The 26,718-nt window shown below is 70.4% G+C and carries 29 protein-coding genes; 15 read left to right on the forward strand and 14 right to left on the reverse strand.

Annotated features, from left to right (window positions below):
* Positions 1-73 precede the first annotated feature (73 nt).
* Positions 74-706, reverse strand: coding sequence for a uracil phosphoribosyltransferase (gene upp / locus BGO15_RS04945; RefSeq protein ID WP_045247839.1), 633 nt, complete (start codon positions 704-706; stop codon positions 74-76).
* 61 nt (positions 707-767) lie between these two features.
* Between upp and tadA the strand changes: the two genes are divergently transcribed.
* A complete protein-coding gene (gene tadA / locus BGO15_RS04950) occupies positions 768-1,211 on the forward strand; it encodes a tRNA adenosine(34) deaminase TadA (protein WP_056207830.1) in 444 nt (147 codons plus the stop codon).
* Positions 1,212-1,316: 105 nt separating this feature from the next.
* Here the strand turns inward: tadA and BGO15_RS04955 are convergent, their stop codons facing one another.
* The 3 genes from BGO15_RS04955 to BGO15_RS04965 all read right to left on the reverse strand — a co-directional run bounded on the left by BGO15_RS04955 (position 1,317) and on the right by BGO15_RS04965 (position 4,472).
* Positions 1,317-2,240, reverse strand: a complete 924-nt coding sequence (locus BGO15_RS04955) for an LLM class F420-dependent oxidoreductase (RefSeq protein WP_056519312.1) — start codon at positions 2,238-2,240, stop codon at positions 1,317-1,319.
* Positions 2,241-2,281: 41 nt separating this feature from the next.
* Entirely contained in the window at positions 2,282-3,277 is a 996-nt protein-coding gene (locus BGO15_RS04960) for a cation diffusion facilitator family transporter (protein WP_056207762.1), read from the reverse strand.
* A 70-nt stretch (positions 3,278-3,347) separates the two neighbouring features.
* Positions 3,348-4,472, reverse strand: a complete 1,125-nt coding sequence (locus BGO15_RS04965) for an alpha/beta hydrolase (RefSeq protein ID WP_045247729.1) — start codon at positions 4,470-4,472, stop codon at positions 3,348-3,350.
* 131 nt (positions 4,473-4,603) lie between these two features.
* On the opposite strand from BGO15_RS04965, the gene proC reads away from it, so the two are divergent.
* A complete protein-coding gene (gene proC / locus BGO15_RS04970; RefSeq protein ID WP_056519314.1) occupies positions 4,604-5,440 on the forward strand; it encodes a pyrroline-5-carboxylate reductase in 837 nt (278 codons plus the stop codon).
* Positions 5,441-5,463: 23 nt separating this feature from the next.
* On the opposite strand, the gene BGO15_RS04975 is transcribed toward proC, so the two are convergent.
* Complete coding sequence (locus tag BGO15_RS04975; RefSeq protein ID WP_045247731.1) at positions 5,464-6,135, reverse strand: potassium channel family protein; 672 nt, start codon at positions 6,133-6,135, stop codon at positions 5,464-5,466.
* Complete coding sequence (locus BGO15_RS04980) at positions 6,128-7,519, reverse strand: TrkH family potassium uptake protein (RefSeq protein WP_045247841.1); 1,392 nt, start codon at positions 7,517-7,519, stop codon at positions 6,128-6,130. The genes BGO15_RS04975 and BGO15_RS04980 overlap by 8 nt, the downstream gene beginning before the upstream one ends.
* 115 nt (positions 7,520-7,634) lie before the next feature.
* Between BGO15_RS04980 and BGO15_RS04985 the strand changes: the two genes are divergently transcribed.
* Positions 7,635-8,036 (forward strand): ArsR/SmtB family transcription factor, encoded by a 402-nt coding sequence (locus tag BGO15_RS04985; protein WP_056519317.1) that lies wholly within the window; start codon positions 7,635-7,637, stop codon positions 8,034-8,036.
* A gap of 10 nt (positions 8,037-8,046) precedes the next feature.
* Here the strand turns inward: BGO15_RS04985 and BGO15_RS04990 are convergent, their stop codons facing one another.
* Positions 8,047-8,508, reverse strand: coding sequence for a hypothetical protein (locus tag BGO15_RS04990; RefSeq protein ID WP_056207754.1), 462 nt, complete (start codon positions 8,506-8,508; stop codon positions 8,047-8,049).
* Between the two features lie 153 nt (positions 8,509-8,661).
* On the opposite strand from BGO15_RS04990, the gene BGO15_RS04995 reads away from it, so the two are divergent.
* The 5 genes from BGO15_RS04995 to BGO15_RS05015 all read left to right on the forward strand — a co-directional run bounded on the left by BGO15_RS04995 (position 8,662) and on the right by BGO15_RS05015 (position 10,051).
* On the forward strand, positions 8,662-8,853 hold the full coding sequence (locus BGO15_RS04995) for a helix-turn-helix domain-containing protein (protein ID WP_056519320.1): 192 nt from the start codon (positions 8,662-8,664) through the stop codon (positions 8,851-8,853).
* 81 nt (positions 8,854-8,934) lie between these two features.
* A complete protein-coding gene (locus tag BGO15_RS05000; RefSeq protein ID WP_003792170.1) occupies positions 8,935-9,033 on the forward strand; it encodes a 30S ribosomal protein bS22 in 99 nt (32 codons plus the stop codon).
* Positions 9,034-9,143: 110 nt separating this feature from the next.
* Positions 9,144-9,437 (forward strand): rhodanese-like domain-containing protein, encoded by a 294-nt coding sequence (locus BGO15_RS05005; protein WP_045247735.1) that lies wholly within the window; start codon positions 9,144-9,146, stop codon positions 9,435-9,437.
* Between the two features lie 36 nt (positions 9,438-9,473).
* Positions 9,474-9,752, forward strand: a complete 279-nt coding sequence (locus tag BGO15_RS05010; RefSeq protein WP_045247736.1) for a glutaredoxin family protein — start codon at positions 9,474-9,476, stop codon at positions 9,750-9,752.
* Entirely contained in the window at positions 9,749-10,051 is a 303-nt protein-coding gene (locus BGO15_RS05015) for a Dabb family protein (RefSeq protein WP_045247737.1), read from the forward strand. The genes BGO15_RS05010 and BGO15_RS05015 overlap by 4 nt, the downstream gene beginning before the upstream one ends.
* Positions 10,052-10,109: 58 nt before the next feature.
* Here the strand turns inward: BGO15_RS05015 and BGO15_RS05020 are convergent, their stop codons facing one another.
* The 5 genes from BGO15_RS05020 to aspS all read right to left on the reverse strand — a co-directional run bounded on the left by BGO15_RS05020 (position 10,110) and on the right by aspS (position 15,562).
* Complete coding sequence (locus tag BGO15_RS05020; protein ID WP_045247738.1) at positions 10,110-11,216, reverse strand: ABC transporter ATP-binding protein; 1,107 nt, start codon at positions 11,214-11,216, stop codon at positions 10,110-10,112.
* Positions 11,213-12,007, reverse strand: coding sequence for an ABC transporter permease (locus BGO15_RS05025; protein WP_045247739.1), 795 nt, complete (start codon positions 12,005-12,007; stop codon positions 11,213-11,215). Before BGO15_RS05025 ends, BGO15_RS05020 begins: the two co-directional genes overlap by 4 nt.
* Positions 12,004-12,915 (reverse strand): ABC transporter permease, encoded by a 912-nt coding sequence (locus BGO15_RS05030; RefSeq protein WP_082486344.1) that lies wholly within the window; start codon positions 12,913-12,915, stop codon positions 12,004-12,006. Before BGO15_RS05030 ends, BGO15_RS05025 begins: the two co-directional genes overlap by 4 nt.
* Positions 12,912-14,051 carry an ABC transporter substrate-binding protein gene (locus tag BGO15_RS05035; RefSeq protein ID WP_056207748.1) on the reverse strand — a complete coding sequence of 380 codons (1,140 nt, stop codon included), beginning with the start codon at positions 14,049-14,051 and terminating at the stop codon, positions 12,912-12,914. The genes BGO15_RS05030 and BGO15_RS05035 overlap by 4 nt, the downstream gene beginning before the upstream one ends.
* A gap of 167 nt (positions 14,052-14,218) precedes the next feature.
* A complete protein-coding gene (aspS, locus tag BGO15_RS05040) occupies positions 14,219-15,562 on the reverse strand; it encodes an aspartate--tRNA(Asn) ligase (RefSeq protein WP_056519327.1) in 1,344 nt (447 codons plus the stop codon).
* Between the two features lie 41 nt (positions 15,563-15,603).
* Between aspS and BGO15_RS05045 the strand changes: the two genes are divergently transcribed.
* From BGO15_RS05045 to ccsB, 7 genes are all read left to right on the forward strand, one after another.
* A complete protein-coding gene (locus BGO15_RS05045; protein ID WP_156454786.1) occupies positions 15,604-16,026 on the forward strand; it encodes a DUF6264 family protein in 423 nt (140 codons plus the stop codon).
* A 120-nt stretch (positions 16,027-16,146) separates the two neighbouring features.
* The gene (locus tag BGO15_RS05050; RefSeq protein WP_056207743.1) at positions 16,147-16,866 is read left to right on the forward strand and encodes a DedA family protein; all 720 of its coding nucleotides are present in this window, start codon (positions 16,147-16,149) and stop codon (positions 16,864-16,866) included.
* A gap of 50 nt (positions 16,867-16,916) precedes the next feature.
* The gene (locus BGO15_RS05055) at positions 16,917-17,546 is read left to right on the forward strand and encodes a histidine phosphatase family protein (protein WP_056207741.1); all 630 of its coding nucleotides are present in this window, start codon (positions 16,917-16,919) and stop codon (positions 17,544-17,546) included.
* A gap of 2 nt (positions 17,547-17,548) precedes the next feature.
* Positions 17,549-18,157 (forward strand): TlpA family protein disulfide reductase, encoded by a 609-nt coding sequence (locus tag BGO15_RS05060; protein ID WP_045247745.1) that lies wholly within the window; start codon positions 17,549-17,551, stop codon positions 18,155-18,157.
* Between the two features lie 28 nt (positions 18,158-18,185).
* Complete coding sequence (locus BGO15_RS05065) at positions 18,186-18,926, forward strand: cytochrome c biogenesis CcdA family protein (protein ID WP_056207738.1); 741 nt, start codon at positions 18,186-18,188, stop codon at positions 18,924-18,926.
* Positions 18,907-20,775 (forward strand): cytochrome c biogenesis protein ResB, encoded by a 1,869-nt coding sequence (resB, locus tag BGO15_RS05070; protein WP_056519329.1) that lies wholly within the window; start codon positions 18,907-18,909, stop codon positions 20,773-20,775. The genes BGO15_RS05065 and resB overlap by 20 nt, the downstream gene beginning before the upstream one ends.
* A 10-nt stretch (positions 20,776-20,785) precedes the next feature.
* Entirely contained in the window at positions 20,786-21,874 is a 1,089-nt protein-coding gene (gene ccsB / locus BGO15_RS05075) for a c-type cytochrome biogenesis protein CcsB (protein WP_056207820.1), read from the forward strand.
* A gap of 70 nt (positions 21,875-21,944) precedes the next feature.
* Here ccsB and BGO15_RS05080 read toward each other — a convergent pair whose 3' ends face one another.
* Both BGO15_RS05080 and BGO15_RS05085 read right to left on the reverse strand, forming a co-directional pair.
* Positions 21,945-23,861, reverse strand: coding sequence for a YhgE/Pip domain-containing protein (locus BGO15_RS05080; protein WP_056207734.1), 1,917 nt, complete (start codon positions 23,859-23,861; stop codon positions 21,945-21,947).
* Positions 23,858-26,632, reverse strand: a complete 2,775-nt coding sequence (locus tag BGO15_RS05085; protein ID WP_056519332.1) for an MMPL family transporter — start codon at positions 26,630-26,632, stop codon at positions 23,858-23,860. The genes BGO15_RS05080 and BGO15_RS05085 overlap by 4 nt, the downstream gene beginning before the upstream one ends.
* Between the last annotated feature and the right edge of the window lie 86 nt (positions 26,633-26,718).

The raw sequence follows: 26,718 nt of genomic DNA on the forward strand, positions 1-26,718 counted from the left end.
GCATCGCGGGGCGACGGAGGCCGCGCGTGCCGGGCCCACACATGGGGGTCGCCGCCGGCCCGAGCGACCGCGGTCAGACGGTGCCGTAGAGGCGGTCGCCCGCGTCTCCGAGCCCGGGCACGATGTAGCCGTGCTCGTTGAGCCGCTCATCGAGCGCGCCCAGCACCAGGGTCACGTCGCGTCCCGCGACCTGCTTCTCGATCGCCGCGACGCCTTCCGGGGCGCCGAGCAGGCAGATCGCCGTGACATCCTGTGCGCCCCGCGTGAAGAGGAACTCGATCGCGGCGCCCAGTGACCCGCCGGTGGCGAGCATCGGGTCGAGCACGAAGCACTGACGGTCGCTCAGATCGTCGGGGAGGCGCTCGGCGTACGTCGATGGCTCCAGCGTCTCCTCGTTGCGCACCATTCCGAGGAATCCCACCTCGGCGGTCGGCAGCAGCGTCACCATGCCCTCGAGCATGCCGAGACCGGCGCGCAGGATCGGCACCACGAGCGGCCGCGGGTCGCTGATCGCGACGCCGGTCGTGGTGGTCACGGGCGTGGAGATCTCGATGTCCTTCACCCGCACGTTGCGGGTCGCCTCGTAGGCGAGCAGCGTCACGAGCTCGGAGGTGAGCTGGCGGAAGATCGGCGACGGCGTGCGCTGGTCGCGCAGAACCGTGAGCTTGTGGGTGACGAGCGGGTGGTCGGCGACGTGCAAGCGCATGATCACAGGCTAGAGCACCGCCTACGCTGTCACCGTGACGACCCCCGCCGACCTCGCAGCCATGCGCCGGGCGCTTGCGCTCGCCGAGGTGGCGGGCACGGAGGGCGATGTTCCCGTGGGTGCGGTCGTGGTGGATGCCGCGGGCACCCCGATCGGCGAAGGGCGCAATCTGCGCGAGGCGACGGGGGATCCCACGGCGCACGCCGAGGTCGTCGCCCTGCGGCAGGCCGCGGCATCCATCGGGTCGTGGAACCTCGAGGGGTGCACGCTCGTCGTCACCCTGGAGCCCTGCCTGATGTGCGCGGGGGCGCTGCTGCAAGCGCGTGTGTCGCGGGTCGTGTTCGGCGCGTGGGACGACAAGGCGGGTGCAGCGGGGTCGATGTACGACGTGGTGCGCGACCGCCGTCTGCCCTACCGCGCAGAGGTCGTGGGCGGGGTGCTCGCCGCCGAGGCGCAGGCGCAGCTTCGGAGCTTCTTCGAGGCGCGCCGACCCGACGCCCTCTGACACGGCGTGTCGGGAAAGGGCTCCGACGTTGCGCGGCCCGGCGTCCGGGCGGCGGGCGCGCCGCCCGGACGCCGGGCCGCAGCGCCCGCCGCCGCGACGAGAGCCTCAGCGGGGCAGGCGGGGGAGCACCGTCGAGCCGAGGTACTCGACCTGCTCGATGTCGCGCAGGTCCATGAGCTGGAAATACACGCGCGTGGCGCCGAGGGCCTGCAGGCGCTCGACCTTCGCCACGATCTCATCCAGCCCGCCGACGATGTTGGTGTCGCCGCGCACGCTGTCGAGGTCGCGGCCGATGGCCGCCGCACGGCGCTCGAGCTGCGCCTCGGTGGGGGCGGCGAGTGTCGGGAGTGCCACCGACAGCTTGAGCGTGCTCGGGTCGCGGCCGATCTCGGCGCACGCGCCGCGCACGCCCGCGAACTTCTCGGCGATGACGTGCTCGGGCTGGAACCCGATGTTGAACTCGGTCGCGAACCGCGCCGCGATCGCGGGGGTGCGCTGAGGTCCGCCGCCGCCGACGATCACCGGCACTCGGCCTTGCACGGGCTTCGGCAGGGCGGGCGCGTCCTCGAGGCGGTAGTGGGCGCCGTCGAACGAGAATGATCCGGATGCCTCCCACAGCCCGGTGATCACGGCGAGCTGCTCCTCGAGCAGGTCGAAGCGGCGGGGCGGGAACGGGATGCCGTAGGCGGTGTGCTCGGCCTCGAACCAGCCCGTGCCGAGCCCGAGCTCGACCCGGCCGCCGCTCATCGCGTCGACCTGCGCGACCTGCATGGCGAGGATCGCGGGAACCCGGTAGGTCACCGAGGAGACCAGGGTGCCGAGCCGGATGCGCGAGGTCTCGCGGGCGAGGCCGGCGAGGGTCGTCCACGCGTCGGTCGGACCGGGCAGCGGGTCGCCCTCGCCCATGCGCAGGTAGTGGTCCGAGCGGAAGAACCCGTCGAACCCGAGCCGCTCACCGGCCTGGGCGAATTCGAGCTGGTCGGCGTACGACGCCCCCTGCTGGGGCTCGGTGAACAGGCAGTACTCCATGTCCCCAGTCTGCCGCTCCGGCCCGCGGTGGGCGAGAGCGGTCAGTCGGACGAGGCGACGATGACCTCGGCGGTCGGCGGTGGCGGGGTGATCTGCCGTCGAGCGGATGCCTCGGGCTCGCCGTGCGCCCGGTAGAGGTCGGGCTCGAGGTAGATGACCCGCGCGATCGGCACGGCGGCGCGGATGCGCGCCTCGATCGCGTCGATGTCGCTGGCGACGCGGGCGAGCGGCAGGTCGGCGGCGAAGCCGAGTTTCGCCGCAACCAGCAGCTCGTCGGGTCCGAGATAGAGGGTCTTGATGTGGATGAGGTGCGAGATCTCGCCGCCGCCGGTGATCGCCGCTTCGATCGCCCGCTGGTCGGCGGGGCGCGCGCCCTCGCCGACCAGCAAGCTCTTCGTCTCGATGCCGAGCACGATCGCGACCGCGATCAGCAGCAGGCCGATCAACAGGGTGCCGAGGGCGTCGAACACCGGGTTGCCGGTGAGTCCCGACAGCCCGACGCCGAACAGTGCGAACACGAGACCGGTGAGGGCTGCGACATCCTCGAGCAGCACGACGGGCAGCTCGGGCGCCTTCGCGTGCCGGATGAACCCGAACCACGATTCCCCGGCGGCGCGGTGGTGGTTCGACTCGCGGATGGCGGTGCGCAGCGAGAAGGACTCCAGACCGATGGCGAGCAGCAGCACGACGAGCGGCAGCCACAGGTTCTCGAGCTCGTGCGGATGCTGCAACTTGTCGATGCCCTCGATGACCGAGAACAACCCACCGATCGAGAACAGGATGATCGCGACGACGAACGCGTAGACGTACCGTTCACGGCCGTAGCCGAACGGATGCTCAGCGTCGGCGCGGCGCCGGGCCTGACGGCCGCCGAAGAGCAGCAGCAGCTGATTTCCCGAGTCGGCGAGCGAGTGGATCGCCTCGGCGAGCATCGACGCCGACCCCGAGAAGGCCCACGCGAGGAACTTGGTGAGGGCGATGCCGAGGTTCGCGAGAAGTGCCGCGATGACCGCCCTGTTGCCGCCGGATGCGCTCATGGCGTCAGTCTAGGGATGCCCCGTCCCGGGCCGGAGGCATCCCTCGCCGTTCCGGGCGCCCCGGGCCCGGTCAGTCGGCCGAGCGCAGCACGATCGTCTCGGTGGGCGGCGCCGGGTCGACGGGTCGGCCCACGTAGCCGATGTGACTGAGGAGTGCGCGCCGCACCTCGGCGGGGCGCTCGAGGTGCGGCGAGTGGCCGACGCCGGGCAGCAGCAGCTCGGTGACCTCGCCGCCGCCGGCGGCGTAGGCCTCGAGCACGTCACGGGTCTGGGAGACCATCTCCTGGGCGGGCGCGGCGTCCGCCCCGGGCCAGCCGGGGATGATGCCGAGCGCCCCGAGGTGGTTGAGGTCGAAGAACGACGCGTCGGACACGATGGCGTCGGCGTCGCCGTGCACCCACAGCACCGGGGGCTTGACGGCGAGACCGACGATGCCGGACGTGTTGAAGTAGCCCGGCGCCATGGTGTTCAGCACGCCGATGCGGCCGGCCCCGAATCCGGGCCAGTTCTCGCTCGCCACGGCATCGCCGGGGTAGTTGCCCGTGGCGGTGGAGGTCGTGAGCATCGAGGCGACCCAGGCGTCCTCGTGCTCGCTCTCGAAGCCCGGGGCGACGTATCCGGATCGGAAGACGCTGCGCGGCGACGTCTGGGCGTCGGCGCTGGTGTCGTGGTCGGTGAGGCGCTGCACGAAGTCCGGGTTCGCTCCGCCGCCGCCGGTGCCGGCGTCGTCGTCGGTCAGGCGGCTGCCGTCGCGGCGGGTGCCGCCGAAGCCGTAGGGAGAGACCGGTGCCTGCAGAGTGAGGGATGCCACGGGGTGGTCGATCGCGTACTGCATCACGACGCCGCCTCCCATCGACCAGCCGACGAGGTGGGGCGCGGCGACCCCGAGGGCCTCGAGCGTCGCATGCACGTCGTCGCTGAAATCGCGCACCCCGCGGGTCGCGTCGATGGGCAGGCTCTCGCTCCCGCCGAACCCGCGCAGGTCGACGGCGATCACCCGCACGTCCCCGGGGAGGTCCTGCATGATCTCCTGCCAGAACAGCGCGGACGACACGTTGCCGTGCACCAGCACGACGGTGCGATCGGCGGGAGTGGTCGGGTCGTCGTCCTCGCGCAGGAGCACGTTGACCGCGAGGCGGTCGGTCGCGACGGTGCGGGCGACGATTCCGTCGAACAGATCGGGCTGGGTGGTCATCGGGCGTCCCTCCGCGGCTCAGCCGAGGCGGCACCGCCCCGGCACTGCCGATGATAGTCGCGCCGTGCCGCCATGTGAATGAACTTTCAGGTCGATCATCGGTCCTGCCGCGTGAACTTTAGGATGGCGACATGGTCGACGCGCAGCTTCCCCCCATCGCCATCCTCGGAGCAGGCTCGATGGGGGGTGCGATCGCCCGCGGAGTCGCGGCATCCGGATCCTCCCGTGGCATCGTCGTCACGAACCGCTCGGCGGCGAAGGCCGCGACGCTCGACGGCATCGCGGGTCTCGCATCGATCGCCCTCGAGGCGCATCCCGACGCCAACCTCACCGCGGCCGCCGGCGCCGACATCGTGCTGATCGGCGTGAAGCCCGCGATGGTGCCCGACCTGCTCGAGGCCGTCGCCCCCGTGCTGCGCCCCGGCACGATCGTCGTGAGCCTCGCGGCGGGCGTGACTGTGGCCACGTTCGAGCGCATCCTCGGTGACGGCGTCGTGGTGCTGCGCTCGATGCCGAACACCCCGGCGACCGTCGGACGGGCGGTGACCGGACTCGCCGCGGGCACGACGGCGGATGCCGCGCACGTCGCGCTCGTGCGACGGCTCTTCGAGACCGTCGGGGCCGTCGTCGAGGTGCCCGAGGACAAGATCGACGCCCTGTCGACGATCTCGGGCTCAGGGCCCGCCTACCTCTTCCTCTTCATCGAGGAGCTCACCAGGGCCGCGCTCGCCAAGGGATTCTCGCCCGCGGATGCGCGGCTCATGGCCGAGCAGACGGTGATCGGTGCTGCGGCGCTCCTCGCGGCGACCGGCGAGGATCCGGCCGAGCTGCGCCGCCAGGTGACGAGCCCGAAGGGCACGACCGAGCGGGCGATCGCGGTGCTGCAGGACGCCCATCTCGACGAGCTGCTCGGTCGCGCGACCGATGCCGCCCTCGCCCGTGCCCGGGAGCTCGCCGCCGGCGCCTGAGAGAGCGGATGCCGCGGCATCCGTCAACGCTCGAGCGCCGCGAACCTCTCGACGTCGCCGTTCGTGCCCGACACGATCACCAGGTCGTGCGCGGTGACGACGGTGTCGGCCTCGGCGTAGCGGAACGGCTTGCCGGGCGACTTCACGCCCACGACGGTGACGTTGAACTTCGTGCGCACGCCCGAGGCGCTCAGGGCGACTCCCCGCAGGAACTTCGGCGGGTAGAGCTTGGCGAGCACGAAGTCGTCGTCGAAGCGGATGAAGTCGAGCATGCGGCCGCTGACGAGGTGCGCGACGCGCTCGCCGGCCTCTCGCTCGGGGTAGATGACGTGGTTCGCCCCGACGCGGGCGAGGATCTTGCCGTGGGACTGGCTCACCGCCTTCGCCCAGATCTGCGGCACCTTCAGATCGACCAGGTTCGCGGTGATGAGCACGGACGCCTCGATGAGAGAACCGACGGCGACGACGGCCACCTGGAAGTCCTGCGCCCCGATCTGCCGCAGGGCGTCGATGTTGCGGGCGTCGGCCTGCACGGTGTGGGTGACCCGGTCCGACCACTTCTGCACGAGTTCCGCGCTGTCGTCGATCGCGAGCACCTCGCGGTCGAGACGGTCGAGCTCACCCGCGCACGCGGCCCCGAACCGGCCCAGCCCGATGACGAGCACCGGGGCATCGCTGCGCACCTTTTCAACCAACGATCGGCCTCTCGGTGGGGAACGTGTAGAGCTGCGAGCGCGACGACGCCGCCACGGCCGCGGCCAGTGTGACTGTACCAATGCGGCCCATGAAGATCGTGACCGCCATCACGTAGGCGGCCGGGTCGGGGAGCTCGGCGGTGAGCCCCGTCGAGAGCCCCACGGTGCCGAATGCGGAGATCACGTCGAAGAGCACATCGGCGATCGGGGCCTGCGTGATCTGCGCGATCGTGATCGTCGAGGCGGCGACGATCGTCGCGCCCCAGGCGACGACCGAGAGCGCGACCCGCTGCACGTCGCTCGGGATACGGCGGCCGAACGCGTTCACTGACGGGCGTCCGCGTGCCTCCGACCACACCGCGAGGGCGAGCACGGCGAGCGTCGTGACCTTGATGCCGCCGGCGGTCGAGGCCGAGCCGCCGCCCACGAACATCAGCATCGACCCGACCACGAGGGACGACCCGTTGAGATCCCCGATGTTCACCACGGAGAAGCCGCCGGAGCGGGTCATGGCGGAGAGGAAGAACGACTGGAAGGTGGTGTCGAAGGCGTCCATGCTGCCGAACGTCTTCGGGTTGGCGTACTCGAGCGTGAGGAAGACCACCGCGCCGGCGAGGAAGAGCACCACTGTCGTGATGAGGGTGAGCTTCGCGTGGAGCGACCATCGGCGCACGTGCCAGCGGTGCCGGGCGAGCGTGTAGATCACGGGGAAGCCGATGCTGCCGAGGAACACGCTCACCATGAGGGTCGTGAGGAAGACGTAGTCGTGTGCGAAGGGGGCGAGTCCGCCCGGGTTCGGGGTGAAGCCGGTGTTCGTGAACGACATGGCCGCGTAGTAGGGCGCCTGCCACAACGCGGTGAGCGGGTCGATGCCCGCGAGCAGGATCGACGGATAGAGCAGCACCGAGATGACCGCCTCGATCACCAGCGTCGACAGTGCGACGGTGCGCAGCAGCTGGCCCACCTCGCCCAGCCGCACGGTCTGGCCCTCGTTGACGGGGCCGGCGTGAGCCCGGAGCGGATTGGTGTCGCTCGCGGCGATGAGCTTGGCTCGCAGCCCCAGGCGCTTCGAGATCACGAGCCCCATGATCGAGGCGAGAGTCAGCACACCCATCCCGCCGACGTTGACGCCGACGTAGATGATGACGTGGCCGAACGCCGACCAGTGCGCGGCCATGTCGACGGTGGCGAGCCCCGTGACGCACACTGTCGAGACGGCGGTGAACAGCGCGTCGACGAACGGGGTCGCGCGTCCGTCGGCCGCTGCGGCCGGGAGCGACAGCAGACCCGTGAACACGAGGATCAGGGCGGTGAACACCAGCACCGCGAAACGGGCGGGAGAGGCGGTCGACAGATCGCGGATGTCGCGGGCGAACCGGGCGATCCAGGTGCCGAGGGCGCGTGCGGGGCCGGGTGTGGACACCTCGCCTGCCACCGCTGCCCCTCTCGTCGCCGCGCCTGTCATGGTAGCGGCCACGAGCCCCGGCTAACCTAGGCACATGGCGGACATCTTCGGCGTGATCGCGGACGCGACCCGGCGCGACATCCTCTCGTTCCTGCTCGAGCGGTCGCGCACCGCCGAGGCCGGAACGAGTGTCTCGCTGATCGTGCAGGAGCTCGGGGTGAGCCAGCCGACGGTGTCCAAGCACCTGAAGGTGCTGCGCGAGGCCGAGCTCGTCTCGGTGCGTGAAGACGGCCAGCACCGCTACTACAGCCTGTCGGCGTCACCCCTCGACGAGGTCGACGACTGGCTGCTGCCGTTCTTCGATCTGCCCGAGGGTGAGGCGTTGAGCGCCGTGCTGCCCGAGCCTGCCGCGCACGCGGCGGAGGTCGTGGGGCGCGCCGCGGCATCCGTCGGTCACGTCGTGACCACGGCGCTGAAGAAGCTCCCCGGCCGCTGAGCCGCTCGGCTCAGCCGTTGCTCGAGCCGTTGCCGTTGCTCGAGTTGGACCCGTTGCCGCGCTGGTGGCCGAACGGGCCGTAGCCGCCCTGGCCGCCGCTCCCGTTGCCGTAGCCGTTGCCGTGGCCGGGCATCATCCCGCCTTGACCGCCGCGCGTGTGCATCGAGTTCGACACGGCGACCTGGATGTGTGCTCCGACCCATCCGACCGCGACGCCGCCGCCGAAGGTCAGGGCGAGCAGGATCAGGCCGCCCGCGATCGAGCCTCCGATGATCCACCCGCGGCGGCTGCGGGCGGGTGGCGGCGTGGCCGCCGAACCCGTCGCCGCGCCCGTCGCCGCGGGCGGTGCGGGCGGTGCGGATGCCGCGGCATCCGCTGCATACGAGGGGGTGAGCTCGCCGGCGGCACCGCCGGCGTGGTGGTTCGCGGGCAGCGGCACGGTGGGCTGATCGGGGGTCGTCGAGTCGGACATGGCGGCATGATGCGCGCCGGAGGTGGATGCCGCTCATCATGCGTCGATGAAGTCGCTGGGGATCCGCCGTCTCCCGTGTTTACACGGAAGTCGCGCGACCCCTACGATGTGCGTTACGCGTGTGACGCGTGTTGCTGGGGGGAAGGGAAAACCATGACGGGGCTGCCCGAAGTGCAGTTCTTGACGGTCGCCGAGGTCGCCGACGTGATGCGGGTCTCGAAGATGACGGTCTATCGCCTCGTGCACTCCGGGGAGCTTCCCGCGGTGCGCTTCGGGCGCAGCTTCCGCGTGCCCGCGAGCGCCGTCGACGAGGTCGTGACGCGTCCCGCGGCCGACGTCGGCTAGACTGATCCGAGGCATTTTTTCGATTGCCCGTTCCCGGGTGCGCATCGGGCGCACCCAAACCGCCGACCAGTGAGGTTTTCCGTGGGTTCTGTCATCAAGAAGCGCCGCAAGCGCATGGCGAAGAAGAAGCACCGCAAGCTGCTTCGCAAGACTCGCCACCAGCGCCGCAACAAGAAGTGAGCGGCCGCCGCACCAGCGGTACTGACACAAGCGCCTGTCCGTGAGGATGGGCGCTTCGTGTTTGCTCCGGGCGGTCTTCCCGGGCGCACGCGCCCAGTACGCTTCAGAGCATGAAGTCCATCACCGTGCAGCAGCTCCACGAGCAGTCCGACGTGCCCCTCGTCGACGTGCGTGAGGTCGACGAGTTCACCGCCGGCCACGTGCCCGGCGCCGTGAACATCCCCCTGTCCACGCTCGGCGACAACCTCGACGCGCTGCCCGACGGTGCGTTCAACGTCATCTGCCAGCTCGGCGGCCGATCCGCCCGCGCGGTGCAGGCCCTCGAGGCACGCGGCTACGACGCCACCAACGTCGAGGGCGGCACGGGCGAGTGGGTCTCGGCCGGCTTCGCCGTGGAGCAGTGACCGGGCACTGTCCGCCCCTCTTCCTAGGATGACCCCGTGACCGAGATCACCCTCATCGGCAAAGACGGATGCCACCTCTGCGACGTCGCTCGCGGCGTCATCGAGCAGGTCGTCGCCGACTTGCCTGACGCCGACGCCGACCGTGTCGTGGTGGCCGAGGCATCCATTCTCGAGAATCCCGAGCTGTTCGACCTCTGGTGGGAGAAGATCCCGGTCGTGCTGATCGACGGCCGCGTGCACGCCCATTGGCGGGTCGCGCCGGAGCGGCTGCGCGACGCGGTGACCGAGTCGCTCCACGCGGTGAGCGCCTCGTGACCCTGCGGCATGTCGTCGCCTGGACGCTCGCGGCGACAGATCCCGCCGAGCGTGCGGAGCAGGCCGCCGAGGTCGCGCGTCGCCTGCTCGCCCTCGACGGGGTGGTTCCCTCGATCCGGGCGATCTCTGCCGGACCGAACGTGGCCTACGCCGATGTGAACGCCGATGTCGCCGTCGTCATCGACGTCGACGATCTCGCCGGACTCGAGGCGTATCAGACGCACCCCGCCCACCAGGAGGCCGCGGGCTACATCCGCAGCGTCGTGGCGTCCCGGCTCTCGGTCGACTTCGAGGTCTGACCCGCGCGTACCGCGCCCGCCGCCGCGCCGTGCACCCGACGCGGCGACGGACGGCGTCTCACGCGTCGGGGGCCGCCGGACGCACCGACACCGGGACGGCGTCGATCGTCAGATGCACTGCTTCGTCGAACTCCACGCGGTCGCCGGCGGAATGCTGCAGGCGCACGAGGGAGCCGTCGGCGGTGCGCACGAGGGTGCGGCGGAAGCTCCCGAGGAACGTGCTCTCCTGCACGATCGCCGGCACCGCATGGTCGCCGGGGGCGACGAGCCGCACGTTCTCGGGGCGCACGAACACGTCGACCTCGCCGACGACGGGCTCGCCCTGTACCGGAAGCTGGATGCCCCACACATCGACGCTCGTGCCGGTCGCGCGGCCCGGAACGGCGCTCGACAGGCCGACGAAGCCGGCGACATACGCGCTCGCCGGGCGCAGATAGAGCTCCTCAGGCGTGCCCACCTGCTCGATGCGACCCGCGTTCATCACGGCGATGCGATCGGAGACGGCGAGCGCCTCCTCCTGATCGTGCGTCACGAACAGCGTCGTGATGCCCAGGCGCAACTGGATGCGGCGGATCTCGTCGCGCAGTTGCACGCGCACCTTCGCATCGAGCGCCGACAGCGGCTCGTCAAGCAGGAGCACGCGCGGCTCGGTGACCAGCGCGCGGGCGAGCGCGACGCGCTGCTGCTGACCGCCCGACAGCTGGTGCGGGAAGCGATCGGCGAGGTGGTCGAGCCCGACGAGCGCGAGCGCGTCGGTCGCGCGTCGCGTCGCCTCGGCCTTGCCCACGCCGCGGCGGCGCAGGCCGAAGGCCGTGTTCTCGACGACCCGCAGGTGCGGGAAGAGACTGTAGGCCTGGAACACCATGCCGATGTCGCGCTTGTTGGTCGGCACCGACGAGACATCCTTCTCGCCCAGCAGAACCGCCCCCGAGGTCTCACGCTCGAGGCCGGCGAGCACTCGCAGGGCCGTCGTCTTGCCGCATCCCGAGGGACCCAGCAGGGAGACGAACTCGCCCGGCGCGATGTCGAGGTCGACCCCGTGCAGTACGCGCGTCGTGCCGTAGTCCTTCGTGACGCCGCGGAACTCGACGCGGGTGCCATCGCCCTGAGCGGCGAGGAGCAGATTGTCGCCGGTGCGCGGCAGTGCTCGCAGATCGGAGGTCATGAGCGGGTCCTTTCGGAACGGTCGCGTCCGACGCGGCCGATGACGAGCAGCAGCACGAACACGGCTGCGAGCGAGAGCAGGGTGAAGATCGCCGGCAGATAGGCGTCGGTCTTTCCGACCACGAGGAGCGCGGTCTGGAGCACCTGGCGGTTCAGGATCGACGCGATCGTGAACTCGCCCAGCACGACGGCGACGGTGAGAAGGGATGCCGCGAGCAGCCCCGGACGCAGGTTCGGCGCGAGCACGCGAAGGAGCACGGTGAGCCACCCCGACCCGAGCGTGCGCGCGGCCTCGGTCAGGGTGCGCAGGTCGATCGCGTCGACCGACGCCTGGATCGAGCGGAACGCGAAAGGCAGCGCCGTGATGCCGTAGGCGAACGCGAGCGTCCACGGGGCCGTGCCGATGGTGCGTCCGATCTGCAGGTAGACCGGCACGAGCCCCACCACGAGCACGATCGCGGGGATCGAGATCGGCAGCAGCGCGACGAACTCGAACACCCGGCGCAGGCGGGGGAACTTCAGGTTCACGAGCACGATCGTGGGTGCGAGCAACACGAGCACGATCACCACCGTGACGACCGCGATGATGAGCGAGTTGCCGATCGCGAGCCACAACGGGCGCAGCAGGTATGCGCTCGCGGGATCGAAGAGGGTCGCCCAGTGCACGAGTGAATAGCCGTCGCCGTCGCGCAGCGTGTAGAGCAGAGTCGCGACCATGGGGATGGCGAAGAACAGCCCCACGAGGATGCCGATGACCCAGCGGGTGACGGGGTGCGGAGCGAGGCCCTTCATCGCTGCCACCTCGCTGCCCGCCGCTGCACCGCGTTGTAGACGGCCATCGCGACGCCCACGACGACGATCATGCCGAGCGCGAGCGCACCCGCGAGGTTCTCGCGGCCGAGCACGGTCTCGCTCGTGAGCGCCGCGCGGATCTGCAGCGGCACGATCTGCGAGCCCTGGCTGGCGAGGGCCGCGGCCGTCGCATACGACGAGAACGCGTTCGCGAACAGGAGCAGGAGGCTGGCGAGGAAGCTCGGGGCCAGCACCGGGAAGCCCACGTGCAGCCAGAAACCGGCACGGGTGCCCCCGAGGGTGAGGTTCGCCTCGACCCACTGCGGCCGCAGTGCCGACAGGGCGGGCATAAACGTGATGACCATGAGCGGGATCTGGAAGTAGAGGTAGGCGGGGATGAGGCCGGGCAGGCCGTAGATCCAGGCGCCGCCGGCGTAGAGATCGATGCCGAAGGTCGTCGCGAGGAACTTCGTGACGACTCCCTGCAGACCGATCGTCGCGATCATCGCGAACGCGAGCGTGACGCCGCCGAACTGTGCGAACGTGCCCGACACCGCGTTCACGGAGGTGCGGACCACACCCGACTCCGACAGGCCGAGCATCGCGTAGCAGGCGAGTGCGCCGACGATCGCTCCGACCAGCGCGGTGAGCACCGAGACCCACGTGGAGTTCCAGAACGTCGCGAGGATGACCGGGTCGCCGAGTGCGGCGATGTTGTCGAGGGTGAACGCGCCCTTCTTCGTGAAGAAGCCGGAGCCGATGGCGAGCACCGTCGGCAGCGCGAGGAAGATCAGCACATATGCGGCGAACGGGACCAGGCCGATCCAGGCCCAGTCCCGACGGGGCCGCCGGGCCAGCGCGAGTGCGCCAGGCCCGGCGGTCCGTGTCGCCGAAGCGACTGACGTCACTGAACGGCCGCCGCCCACTTGGCGCCGAGCAGGGTGCCCGCAGCCGTGCTCTGGGCCGCGGTCGGCACGACGCTCTGGGTGGGCGCGGTCGGCAGCTCCGCCGCGAGGGTCGCGTCGATCGTGCCGGCCGTGGTCATGGCCGCCATGCGGGCCGGGCGGGCGCCGCCGGCGAGCCACAGGTTCTGCGCCTCGTCGCTGTAGAGGAACTCCTCCCACAGGCGCGCAGCCGCCGGGTGCGGGGCATCCTTGTTGATCGCCTGGTTGTAGTAGCCGGCGTAGCCGGTGCCGGGAAGGATCGCGACCTTCCAGTTCGCGTTGTCCTTCTTGTGGGCGAGGTTCAGGTAGTCCCAGTCGAAGACGACGGGGGTCTCGCCGCTGGCGACCGTGGAGCTGGTCACGTCGACCTTGAGCAGGTTGCCGGCCTTGTTGAGCTTCTGGAAGAAGTCGATGCCCGCCTGGTAGTCATCCAGCGTGCCGCCCGACTGCACGGTGGCAAGACCCACCGCGGCGAAGGCCGCGCCCGCCTGGGTCGGGTCGCCGTTGAGGGCGACCGCGCCCTTGTACGCCGAGCCGAGCAGGTCGTTCAGCGAGGTCGGGGCGGGGTACTTCGACGAGTCGTAGCCGATGGCCATGTACCCGCCGTAGTCGCCGTAGTAGAGACCCGACGACTCCTTGAGGGTGTCGGGGATGTCCGCCCAGGTCTGCACCTTGTAGGGGGCGAACTTGTCCGTGTTCTGCAGCGTGACAGTGAGGCCGAGGTCGAACACGTCGGGCGCGGTGTCCAGGCCCTGGTTCGAGGTCGCGGCCTGGATCTCCTCGGCGCTCGACGCGTCGGGCGAGGCCTCGTTGACGGTGATCTCGGGGTACTTCTTCTTGAACGCGTCGATGACGGCGCCGTAGTTGGCCCAGTCGTGGGGGAGTGCGATGACGTTGAGCTGGCCCTCGGCCTTGGCTGCGGCCTCGAGGGCGGCGAGCGAACCGAAGTCGGAGATGCTGGTCGCCGTCTTCGCGTCGACGCCGCCCGAAGAGCTCGTCGACGAGCTGCCGCCGGCGCAGCCGGCGAGCACGACGGAAGCGGCTGCGGCGACGGCGATGCCGGCGCCGGCACGGCGCAGGAGTGCGCGCGTGTGGGTCATGTCAGTTCCTCTCGGATGGTGTGGCGGGGGTTCGGGAACCCCGCACCGGGACGAGAGGAACGTACGTGCGGCGAGTGGCGCCGGTGAGAGCGTCAGGTGTCCGTCAGGTGACGGGTCGGTGACACCGGATGCCGCGGCATCCGGTGTCGGCGCTCACCGCGCCGTGATCACGGCGCGAGGCGCGTGGGACCGCGGAAGAGGTAGGTGACCTCGCGGATCGACGCCTCGCCCAGCAGCAGCATGAGCACGCGGGCGAGGCCCATGCCGAAGCCGCCGTGCGGCGGGGCGCCGTAGCGGAAGAAGTCGAGGTAGAAGTCGAGGTGGGCGGGGTCGAGCCCCTTCTCCTTCGCCTGCTCGATGAGCACGTCGACGCGGTGCTCGCGCTGCGCGCCGGTCGTGATCTCGACGCCCTTGAACAGCAGGTCGTACGACTTGGTGAGTCCCGTTTCGGCGTCGCGCATGTGGTAGAACGCACGGATCTCGGGGTGGTAGTCGGTGATGAAGACGAACTGGTGGCCGTAGGTCTCCTGCACGTAGGCGGAGATCTGGCGCTCGCCCTCGGGGTCGAGGTCGCCGTCGGTGCGGGGGATCTCGTAGCCCCGGTCGGCGACGATCTGGCGGGCCTCGGCGAGGGGGATGCGCGGGAACGGCACCGCGGGCACCTGCACCTCGATGCCGAACAGCTCTTCGATCTCGGCGCCGTGCGTGTCCTTGACCGCCTGGAACGCGGTCTGCAGCAGCTCCTCCTGCATGTGGGCGACGTCCTCGTGGGAGTCGATCCAGCTGATCTCCGCGTCGACCGAGGTGAACTCGGTGGCGTGGCGGCTGGTGAAGCTGGGGTCGGCGCGGAATGCCGGCGCGATCTCGAAGATCTTGCCGAAGCCGGCCGACTGCGCCATCTGCTTGAAGAACTGCGGGCTCTGGGCGAGGTAGGCGGTCTTGTCCTCGAAGTAGTCGAGGGAGAAGAGCTCCGCGTTCGACTCCGACGGGCTCGCCATGAGCTTGGGGGAGTGGATCTCGATGTAGTCGCGCTCCACCCAGTAGGTGCGCAGTGCATGCTCGAAGGTCGTCTGCACGCGGAAGATGAGGTTGTTGCGGGCCTGGCGCAGGTCGAGGAAGCGCCAGTCCATGCGCTTGTCGAGGCCGCTGTCGGCGGCGATCGGGGTCTCGGGGTTGGCCGCCGCCGCGACCTCGAGCGTCGCGATCTTGATCTCGACGCCGCCGAGCTTCACCCGCTCGTCGTGCTTCAGCTCTCCCGTGACCGTGAGGAACGTGCCGCTCGCGAGCGCCGAGATCTCCTCGGTGAGGGCGAGGGCGACGGATGCCGCGGCATCCGCATCGTCGGTCACCTCGCGGGTTGCGGGGTTCACCAGCTGCACGGCGCCGGTCTCATCGCGCAGGATGACGAACTGCACCTTCTTCTGATCGCGCACCGTCTCGACCCAGCCGGACACCCGGACCGGTCCTTCGGGGAGGGACTTCAGCTGCTTGACGAGGACGCGTTCGCTCACAAACCTTCAGTCTACGTGCGGCCCGCCTCTAGCATGACGGCATGAGCCAGCCGCCGGTGCCGCCCGCGGGGCCTCCGCAACCGCCCGTCGGGTCGCCGCTGCCGCCCGCCCCGGTCGCGGTGACCGCGCCGGGGGTGCGCCGCACCTGGGACCTGGTGCTGACGATCGTGCTGCTGGTCTTGCTGATCGTGCCGGCGCTCATCGCCTCATACATGGCGGTGTTCCTCGTGTTCGCGTTCGACGCGTGCTCGAGCGACACCTGCAATGACGGCCTCGGCACCGTCGGTTTCTTCGTCGCGATGATCGCACCGTGGGCCGTGCTGGTCGTGGCGGGCGTGGTCGCGATCGTGCTGCTCGTGCGGCGGCGGCTGGCGTTCTGGGTTCCGCTCGTCGCGCTCGTGCTGATGGCGCTCGCGTGGTGTGGCGGCGCGGCGATCGTGTTCGGGTCGGCGAACCTGCGCTGACCGCGCCGCAGGGGCTCCCAGCCCTTTGGGATGTCGGCTTCATAGGGTCGGACGAGTGCGCCTCGCGGCGCGCCGATCACCGTTCCGCATGGCCGACACTGCCGACCCCGAGGATGTCCGATGACCGACGCCGCCCTGGCCGCTCCCCCCTTCCGTCCCGCCGCGACACTGCGGGCCGCGGCATCCGATGAACCGGATGACTCGTGGCTCGGCGCCCTCGTCGAGTGGGTCGTCTCACTCATGGACGTCATCGGCCCGGTCGGTGCGGGCATCGCGATCGCGCTCGAGAACCTCTTCCCGCCGCTGCCGAGCGAGGCGATCCTTCCGCTCGCGGGGTTCGCCGCCAACCGCGGCATGTTCACGCTCGTCGAGGCGCTCGTCTGGACGACGCTCGGTTCGGTCGTCGGTGCGCTCATCCTCTACGGCATCGGAGCATGGCTCGGGCTGGATCGGCTCCGCCGCGTCGCGGCGAAGGTGCCGCTGCTGCACGTCGAGGACGTCGACCGCACCGTGGAGTGGTTCGGCCGCCACGGGGCGAAGGCGGTGTTCTTCGGGCGGATGATCCCGATCTTCCGCAGCCTCATCTCCATCCCGGCCGGTGTCACCCGCATGCCGTTGTGGCGGTTCACGCTGCTCACGACCGCGGGCAGCGCGATCTGGAACACCGCGTTCGTTCTCGCCGGATTCTTCCTCGGCGAGTCGTGGCCGGTCATCGAGCAGTACGCCGACATCCTGCAGTACGTCGTGATCGCCGCCGTCGTGATCGGGGTCGCCTGGTTCGGGTGGGTGCGGGTGCGCCAGCTGCTGCGCACCCGACGCGGGTCGGTCGACGAGGCCTGAGCGCCCGCCGCTCAGGCCAGACACAGAAGCAGCGCCCGTAAACTGTGCGGGTGTCCGCCGACCGACTGCATCTCGTGCGCCACGGTGAGGTCCATAACCCCGATCACGTCCTGTACGGACGTCTGCCGAATTTCCGGCTGAGCGTCGACGGTCGGGTCATGGCCCGCCGCGCCGCCGAATACGTGCACGGGCTGGGGCGCCCGGTCGGGGCGCTCGTGTGCTCGCCGCTGCAGCGCACCCGGGAGTCGGCCGAGCCGTTCACCGAGCTGTTCGGCATCGAGCCGCGCGTCGATGAGCGCGTGATCGAGCCGACGAACGTGTTCGAGGGCCGGCGGATGTCGCGCGCCCTGCGCAACCCGCTGAACTGGCGCCATCTCCTGCGACCCTCGGTGCCGAGCTGGGGCGAGCCCTACGCCCAGGTCGCCGCGCGCATGGATGACGCGATGACCGAGGCGTGGAACCTGACCGCCGCCGGCGACGTGGTCGTCGTCTCGCACCAGCTTCCGATCTGGGTGACGCACCTCGCCGTCGCGGGCCTCCCGTTCCGGCACGACCCCCGGTCGCGCCGCTGCGGGCTCTCCAGCGTGACCAGCTTCGAGCGACGGGGCGAGCGCTGGGTCGAGATCGATTACGTCGAGCCGGCGTCGCTGTCGGGCGCCGTGGATGTGGGAGCAGTGTGACGATGACCAGACCCAACCGCCGCGGCATCCGCGTCATCGCCGCCGCCGTCGTCGCGGCCGCAGCCCTCGTGCTGGCCGGCTGCAGCAACGATTCGCTCGCTGCGCAGTACCGCGCCGGCGACAACAAGGGCTTCATCTCGGGCGACTTCCAGGTGCAGGAGATCCCCGCCGACCAGCGCGGCGACGCGGTGACCTTCTCGGGAACGACCGATCAGGGCACCGACGTCACGAGCAGCCAGTACCTCGGCAAGGTCGTCGTCGTGAACTTCTGGTACGCCGCGTGCGGCCCGTGCCGCGCCGAGGCGCCCGTGCTCGAGAAGGCGTTCACCGACGTGAAGGGGCAGGACGTCGAGTTCCTCGGCGTCAACATCTACGACCAGGCCGAGACGTCGCGCTCGTTCGCGCAGACCTACGGGGTGAGTTACCCGAGCGTGATCGCGATCAACAACGGCGACATCAAGATGTCGTTCGCGAAGTACGTGCCGCTGAGTGCCGTGCCGGTCACGGTCGTTCTCGACAAGCAGGGTCGCGTGTCCTCGCGCATCGTGAGTCAGCTCTCGGACGCCTCGATCCTCACCTCGTTGATCACCACGGCGGGGCAGACGTCGTGACCCGCGCCCGCCGGACCCGGGGGCACGCATGAGCGACATCGTCGCCGGCGGCGCCCTCTGGCTCGCGATCCCGATCGCGATGCTGGCAGGGCTCGTCTCCTTCCTCTCGCCGTGCGTGCTGCCGCTGGTGCCGGGCTATCTCGGATTCATCGGCGGCGCCGTCGCTCCGCGCCGCGGTGGCGGGCAGGCCACGCGCGGACGCCTCGTGCTGGGTGTCGTGCTCTTCATCGCCGGGTTCACCGTGATCTTCATGGCGATGAACGTCCTCGGCGGCACGTTCGGCGCGTTCCTCATCTCGTACAACGCGATCATCACGCGGGTGCTGGGAGTCGCGATCATCCTGCTCGGCCTCGTGTTCATCGGGATGTTCGGGTTCGCGCAGCGCACGTTGAAGCCGGTGGTGCGCGGCAACCTCGGCCTCATCGGGGCGCCGCTGCTGGGGCTGGCCCTCGGCATCGGCTGGGCGCCCTGCATCGGCCCGACCCTCGCGATCATCCTCGGCATGTCGTTCACGCAGGCCTCCGCGGGGCGGGGGGCCGTGCTCGGCCTCGCCTACTCGCTCGGGCTCGGCATCCCGTTCCTGCTCATCGCCCTCGGCTTCGGCTGGGCGGCCGGCGCCGTCGCGTTCATCCGCCGCCACATCCGCGTCGTCAACATCATCGGAGGCGTGCTCCTCATCCTCGTCGGCCTCGCCATGGTCACGGGTCTGTGGACCGACCTCATGTCCCACCTCCAGGGGGTGTTCTCGAGTGTCCCGCTCCCGCTCTGAGTCCGGTCGCGACGCCGACCCGTTGCGTCCGTCCGACCACATCGACGGCGCCGACGAGGCCGATGCCGTCGGCTCCGTCGACGAGAAGGATGCCGCATCCGCCGTCACTTCGCCGCGACTCGGTCCGCTCGGCTGGGCGCGGTGGGCGTGGCGTCAGCTCACGAGCATGCGCACGGCCCTGATCCTGCTGCTGCTGCTGGCGATCGCCGCGGTGCCCGGATCGATCGTGCCGCAGCGCACGGCGGACCCGAACGGCGTCACGCAGTACCAGACCGACCACCCCGATCTGTTCCCGATCCTCGACAAGCTGCAGCTGTTCGACGTCTACTCGTCGGCGTGGTTCTCGGCGATCTACCTGCTGCTGTTCATCTCGCTGATCGGCTGCGTGATCCCGCGTCTGAAGCACCACTGGAAGGCCATGCGGGCGCTCCCCCCGCGCACGCCGGCTCGGCTCTCCCGCCTCGACGACCACCGCGCCGCCACCCTCACGCTCGCCGACGGCGTCGATGCGACGACCGCCGCGGCGGACGCGATCGACGCCGCAGAGCGGATGCTGCGTGGCGCCCGCTACCGGGTGCACCGCTACGACGGCCGCGGCTCGTACTCCGTGTCGGCCGAGCGCGGCTATCTGCGCGAGACGGGCAACCTCCTCTTCCACATCGCGTTGGTGGGAGTGCTGATCGCGGTCGGCGTCGGCGGGGCGTTCACCTACACCGGGCAGCGGGTCATCGTGCAGGGCACGACCTTCGTCAACCAGCTGCAGGACTACTCGTCGTTCAATCCGGGACGCTTCGTCGACGGCAACGCGCTCGACCCGTTCTCGCTCACCCTCGACAAGTTCGACGTGACCTATACGCCCGCCAGCGACACGGGCGCGGGCCAGGCCGGCGACTTCGTCGCCCACCTGACCACCAAGACCGAGGGCGGGTCCGCCCAGCAGGACGAGGTGCGGGTGAACCATCCGCTCGAGGTCGCCGGGGACCGGGTCTATCTGATGGGCAACGGGTACGCGCCGACGATCATCGTGCGCGACTCCGCCGGCAAGGTGATCTACAACGAGTCGGTGCCGTTCCTGCCGCAGGACAACAACATGACCTCGCTGGGCGTCGTGAAGATCCCCGACGGGCTGCCGCAGCAGCTCGGTCTCGTCGGATTCTTCTACCCGACGATGCAGCCGCTGACCACGGGAGCGTTCAGCTCGGTCTACCCCGACCTGATCTACCCGGTGCTGACCCTCAACGTCTACGCCGGCGACCTCGGCATCAACGACGGAACCCCGCGTTCGGTGTACACCCTCGACCCGACCGGCATGACCCAGCTCACCGGCGGCACCACCGGGGTGAACTCGCTCGAGCTCATGCCGGGGCAGACCGCGAAGCTCCCGAACGACTGGGGCACGGTGACCTTCGTGAACGAGGCCGACCCGTCGGCATCCACCCTGGTGACCGGGAGCCTGGACGCCTCGAAGACGATGCAGGCGGTCGGCACCGACTACTCCGCGTCGGTGAAGCGCTTCGTGTCGCTGTCGATCCACCACGACGCCTCGTCGGTGTGGGTGCTGGTGTTCGCCGGGCTCGCCGTGGCCGGGCTTCTGGCCGCGCTGTTCGTTCCGCGCCGCCGCATGTGGGTGCGGGTCACTCCGAAGGACGGCGCGCTGCGCCTGGAGTACGCGGGGCTCGCGCGCGGCGAGGACCCGGCGATCGCCGTCGCGGTGACCCAGCTCGCCGAGCGCCACGCGAAGTCGGTCGCAAAGGCGGCGAAGACGGCGCCGCAGGCGTCGACGGACGCCTCCGATGCCCCCGCGGGCGACGACGCGACTCCCGGCGAAGCCCACAACGGCCGCGCGTAGAATCACCGCCATGCCCTCCACCGGTTTCTCGCTCGACTCCGCCTCGGTCATGCTCGTGTGGACGGCGATCGCCATCTACGCGCTCGCGTTCATCGCCTACACGATCGACCTCTCCCGACGCTCGGTGGCCGCCATCGACGCGAAGGATGCCGCCACCGAGGATGTGCGCGAGCTCGTCGGCGTAGGGGCGGCGACGGCCTCGTCGTCGGCCTCTTCCCGCGGCTCGGTCGAGACCATCGATCAGGTGCGTGCGCGACAGGAGCGCGCCGCCGAGGCACTGACGGCCCGCGGATCGCGTCGCGACCGCCCCGTGTGGGCGCGCATCGGCACGACGCTGACCTGGCTCGGCTTCCTCTTCCACCTCGCGGCCGACGTCACGCGCGGAATCGCCTCGGGCCGGGTGCCCTGGTCGAACATGTACGAGTTCGCCCTCACCGGAACCCTGCTGATCGTCGCGGTGTACCTCGCGGTGCTGTTCCGTTACGACCTTCGCTTCCTCGGCTCCTTCATCACGGGCCTCATCGTGCTGCTCATGGGTGGCTCTGCAGTCGCGTTCTACCGCGAGATCACGCCCCTCGCCGATCCGCTGAAGAGCGTGTGGCTCGTGGTGCACGTGTTCGTCGCCTCTCTCGCAACGGCGCTGTTCGCCCTCGCGTTCGCGCTCTCGGTGCTGCAGCTCATGCAGATCCGCCGCGAGCGCCGCGCGCTCGCCGCCGCCGAGGCGGGCACCGCCGGTGCGAAGACCGGTCCCGGATTCCTGCGGCTGCTGCCGTCGGCCGAGAACCTCGAGTCCCTCGCCTACCGATTCGCGATCATCGGCTTCATCTTCTGGACGTTCACCCTCATCGCAGGCTCCATCTGGGCGAACGACGCCTGGGGACGCTACTGGGGCTTCGACACGAAGGAAGTCTGGACCTTCGTCATCTGGGTCCTGTACGCGGGCTACATCCACGCGCGTGCGACGCGCGGTTGGCGCGGCACGCGGTCGGCGTGGCTGTCGATCGTCGGCTTCGCCGCGGTGATGTTCAACTTCACGATCGTCAACATGTTCTTCAAGGGTCTGCACGCCTACAGCGGGCTCACCACCGGCGGCAGCTGAGCCGACCGGCACACGACGAGGGGGTGGATGCCGCGGCATCCACCCCCTCGTCATGTCGCGCGGACGCGGGTCAGGCCGTCGTGCCGGCGACCACCGCCCGCACCGAGGACGTGCGGTGGCGCCACACCGCGAAGGTGGTGGCGAGCAGACCCAGCACCGTCCATACGACCATGCCGACGACGGCGGATCCGACGCCACCGGCACTCGCGAGCACCCCGAGGGCGGCGTTGTAGGCCGGCGCGGTCGGCATGAGACCGGCGAGCCAGGTCAGCCCCGACGGCGTCGTCGAGACGACCGACGTGGCGATGGCGAGTGTTCCGGCGATCGCGGCGATGAGGCGGCCGGTGCCGCGGAAGAGCGCGACGAGCGCCTGGTTGACCGCGGCGAACGCGATGCCGGCGACGACGCTCAGCCCGGCGTACGCGAGCCACGATCCGGTGTCGTAGTTCGCCGCGATCTGCACGACGATGGCGACGAGCACGCCCTGCAGGGCACCGATGACGGCGGCGGGGGCGAAGGAGCGCAGCGCCAGCACGACCGAGGGCAGACGGCTCGCGAGCGCACGACGCGAGACCGCCTGCAGCACCACGAAGGTCGCCAGCGATCCGAACCAGAGCACGAGGGTCGACAGCAGCGGGATGGCGGAGCCGCCGAACAGGTTCGTGGAGACCCCGCTGGCGGTCACCGGGTTCGCGACGACGTCGGCGAGGGTCGCCGCCTGCGTGTCGCTGTAGGTGGGGATCGATGAGACGGCCGTCTTCAGGCCGTCGGAGAGCGACGAGGCGCCGGTGGCGAGCTGGTCCACGCCGGCGACGAGCTGGGTCGCCCCGGACGACGCCTGGGTGGCGCCCGACGCGAGCGCGGCCGAGCCGGCGGCGATGCCGGATGCTCCGGACTGCAGCTGGTGCGCCGCGGCGGCCGACTGCGTGAGACCGGCCGAGGTCTGCGACGTCAGCTGGGACACGCCGGTCTGGGTGCCGGACGCGTAGCCCGCCGCGTAGCCGGCGGCCGTCGCCGCCCCGATCGCCGTGTCGTTCGCGGGGTCGGTCGGGGAGCCGACGAGTGTGCCGAGCTTCTCGCACAGCGTCGCGATGGCGGCCGTGTTCGTGTTCGGCAGCGCGTGCGGCGGCAGTAGCTGCGCGCACTCCTGGGCGAGGGCGCCGAGCGTCGTCGCGACCGCTGTCGTCTGGCTGGCCGCGCTGGCCGCGTACTGGGACGTGGTGGCGGCGGCCGAGTTCAACGACGGGCTCGCGACTTGCGCGGCAGCGGTCTCCAGTCCGCTCGCGAGCTGGCCGGCGCCCGATGACAGCTGGTTCGCGCCGGAGGTTAGCTGGTTCGCCCCGGAGGCGAGTTGGCCGATGCCGGAGGGGAGGGCGGCCGCACCGCTCGCGGCGGTGGCGGCGCCCGTGGCGAGCTGCTCGGCACCGCTCGAGGCCTGTCCGAGCTGCGTGTTGAGCGTCGTGAAGCCGAGCAGCACGTTCTTGACGTAGTTCTGCGACAGCTGCTGTCCCATGACGGATGTCGCGGTCTGCGCGATCTGCGCGGTGATCGCCGAGTCGACGACCTTCGCGTCGTTGGCCGTCGCGATCGAGATCGTCGCCTTCTCAGGTGTGCCGCCCGGGGCGGTGGAGGTGGCGGCGGCGGAGAAGTTGTCGGGGATGGTGATGACCGCGGCGTACGTGCCGTCGGCGAGACCGGAGGCCGCGTCATCCGTGTTGGAGATCACCCAGTCGAGGTTCGAGGGCAGGTCCTTCGAACCCTCGACGAGGCCGGCGGTCAACTGACGTCCGAGCGGCACCGTCTGGCCGTTGAGGGTGACCGGCTTGTCGTTGTTGACGATGGCCGCGGTCATGTTGCCGAGCCGGTCGGTCGGGTTGTACAGCGACACGACCAGCACGGCGCCGACGAGCACGGGCAGCAGGATCACGCCGATGACGGCGAGCCAGGTCACCGGGCGCAGGGTGCGGGAGCGTTCGAGCAGAGTCATGCGGTCACCTCGGCGACGTCGGACGCGGAGAGCGTCGTGCGGATGCGCAGTGCGGGCGCGATGGAGATGCGAGCGCCCCGCAGCAGGGCGCCGAGATCGTCGACGGAGGTCGGTGGCGCCGACGCGACGAGCGTCACGCGGCCGTCGCCGGCGCCCTCGCGCAGCAGGGCGAGCGCCTGGTCGCGGTCGGCGGGGGTGAGGCGTTCGAGCCGGTCGATGCCGTCGATCACGACGATGCTGGCGCGGCGCAGGCCGCGGCGCAGGTCGGTGAGCGGCGCCTCGCTGGTGCCGAGCGAGACGAACGCGCTGTGTCGACGGGCCCAGGCGTTGCGTCCGGGGAGAAGGTGGCCCGCCACACGCAGGCGCCCGCCGGTCGACTCGAGGCGTCCGGCGATCGTGAGCAGCAGGGCGCGGGTCGCCCGCGGGTCCTCCGCGGTGACGAGCAGGCCGTCGCCGGTCGCGAGCCTCACGTCGACGCCGGTGTAGACGCGACGCCGTTCGTCGTCGAGCTCGAGCGCGTCGGCGGCCACGGCGTAGCGGTCGGCGTCGTCGGGCCAGTCGGCCAGCGCGATCTCGCGCTCGACGGCCTCGCCCTCGATGTCGAAGTGGGGCAGGCGCTTGCCGAGCCAGCGCGGCATCCACCAGGCGTGCGCGCCGAGCAGTGCCATCACGGCCGGCACGAGCGTCATGCGCACCAGGAACGCGTCGAACAGGATGCCGCTGGCGAGCCCCAGTGCGATGGGCTTGAGGCTCGAGTCCCCCTCGGGGATGAACGCGGCGAACACGGCGAACATGATGGTCGCCGCCGCCGTGACGACGCGGGCGGAGCCGGTGTAGCCGCTGCGCACGGCGTCGATCGCGACCTCGCGGCGGGTGCGGCCGTCGGCCTTCGCGTGCACGAAGTCCTCGCGCATGCGCGAGACGAGGAAGACCTGGTAGTCCATCGCCAGGCCGAACAGCACGCCCATGAGCACGATCGGCATGAAGCTGATGATGGGGCCGACCTTCGCGACGTGGATGAGGTCGGCGCCCCAGCCCCACACGAACACGGCCGACACGACGCCGAACGCGGCGCCCACCGACAGCAGGTAGCCCAGCGCAGCCTTGATCGGCACCCAGATCGAGCGGAACACGACCATGAGCAGCACGAGCGAGAGCCCGACGACGAAGATGCCGAACGGCAGCAGCGCGCCGCCGAGGCGATCGGAGATGTCGATGCCGACCGCGGTGAAGCCGGTGACCTTCATGTCGACGCCGTAGGTGTCGAGGATGTGGTCGTGCTGCGCGCGCAGCTCCCGCACGAGTGCGGCCGTCTCGGGTGAGTCGGGCGCCGTCGTGGGGATGATCTGCACGATGCCCGTGTCGGCGGTCTCGTTCGGGGTCGCGAGGGCGACGGTCTTGACCCCCGGCAGGGTGGCGACGTCGTCGCCGATGTTCTTCATGAGGTTCAGCGGATCGGTCGAGGTGACGATCGTGCCGGTCATGATGAGCGGGCCGTTGAAGCCGGGTCCGAAGTGCTCGGAGATCAGGTCGTAGGTCTTGCGCGCCTCGCTGTCCTTCGGCAGTACGCCCGCGTTCGGAAGGGCCAGTTGCAGGCTCGCCGCCGGGATGGCCAGCACGCCGAGCGTCACGATGACCGCGATGGTCGTGACGAGCGGATGCCTCGTCACCACGCCCGCCCAGCGGGTGGAGAACGACCGGCGGGGTGCAGCATCCGATTTCTTCGCGGCGGCCTTCGGACGGCGCGACCAGCCGACGACCCGGCCCTTCGCGAAGCCGAGGAAGGCGGGGGTGAGGGTGATCGCGACGATCACCGCGATCGCGACGGCGAGCGCGGCCGCGATGCCCATCGTCGTCAGGAACGGGATGTTCGCGAAGCCGAGGCCGATGAGCGCGATGAGCACGGTGATGCCCGCGAAGACGACGGCGGAGCCGGCGGTGCCGGTCGCGCGGGCGGCGGACTCTTCCGGAGGGACGCCGGCGCGCACCTGGTCCTGATGTCGCGCGGCGATGAACAGCGCGTAGTCGATGCCGACGGCGAGCCCGAGCATCAGCGCGAGCAGAGGGGTCGTGGAGGACACCGAGGCGAACGCCGTCGCCCCGAGGATGAGCGACATGGAGATCGCGACGCCGATGAGGGCGCTCCCGAGGGGCATGCCGGCCATGAGGAACGACCGGAAGGTGACGAGCAGCACCAGCAGGGCGATCACGAGCCCGACCGCTTCGGTGATGCTGATGCCCGGCACCGAGACGGCGAACAGGTCGCCGCCGAGCTGGGCGGTGGCGCCCTGGGGGAGGGCGTGCTGCAGCGAGGTCGTGATCGACTGCAGGTCGGTCTTCGTGCTCGCCGGAACGTCGGTGACCTGGCCGTTGAACTGCATGCTGATGATGGCGGCGCTCTTGTCGTCGGAGACGAGGCCGTTGACGGTCTTCCCGAACGGATCGGTCGCTCCCAGCACGCCGTCGAGCGCTCCGATCTCGGTGACGGTGTTCGCGATCTCGCTCGTGTAGGCGCTCTCGTCGACCGTCTGCCCGGGGGCGGCGACCACGATGATCTGCGCGCTCGTGCCGGCCGCCTGCGGGAAGGTGCGGCTGAGCTGCTCGAGGCCGGCCTGGGACTCCGTGCCGGGGATCGAGAACGCGTTGTCGGTGCCCTTGCCGAACACCGCGGCGGCGCCGCCGGCGATGACCAGCAGCAGCACCCAGGTCAGCAGCACCCGCCACGGGTGGCGGAACGACCAACGGCCGAGCGAGTAGAGCAGTGTGGACACGACGCCTCCGCGAAATCGAGGTTCGGGGTTCGATACATGACTGTATCCGATACAGGTGTGTATCGTAGAGTCCGCCATCCCCCGCA

It is taken from the genome of Microbacterium sp. 71-23, assembly GCF_001897265.1.
Lineage (GTDB): Bacteria > Actinomycetota > Actinomycetes > Actinomycetales > Microbacteriaceae > Microbacterium > Microbacterium ginsengisoli.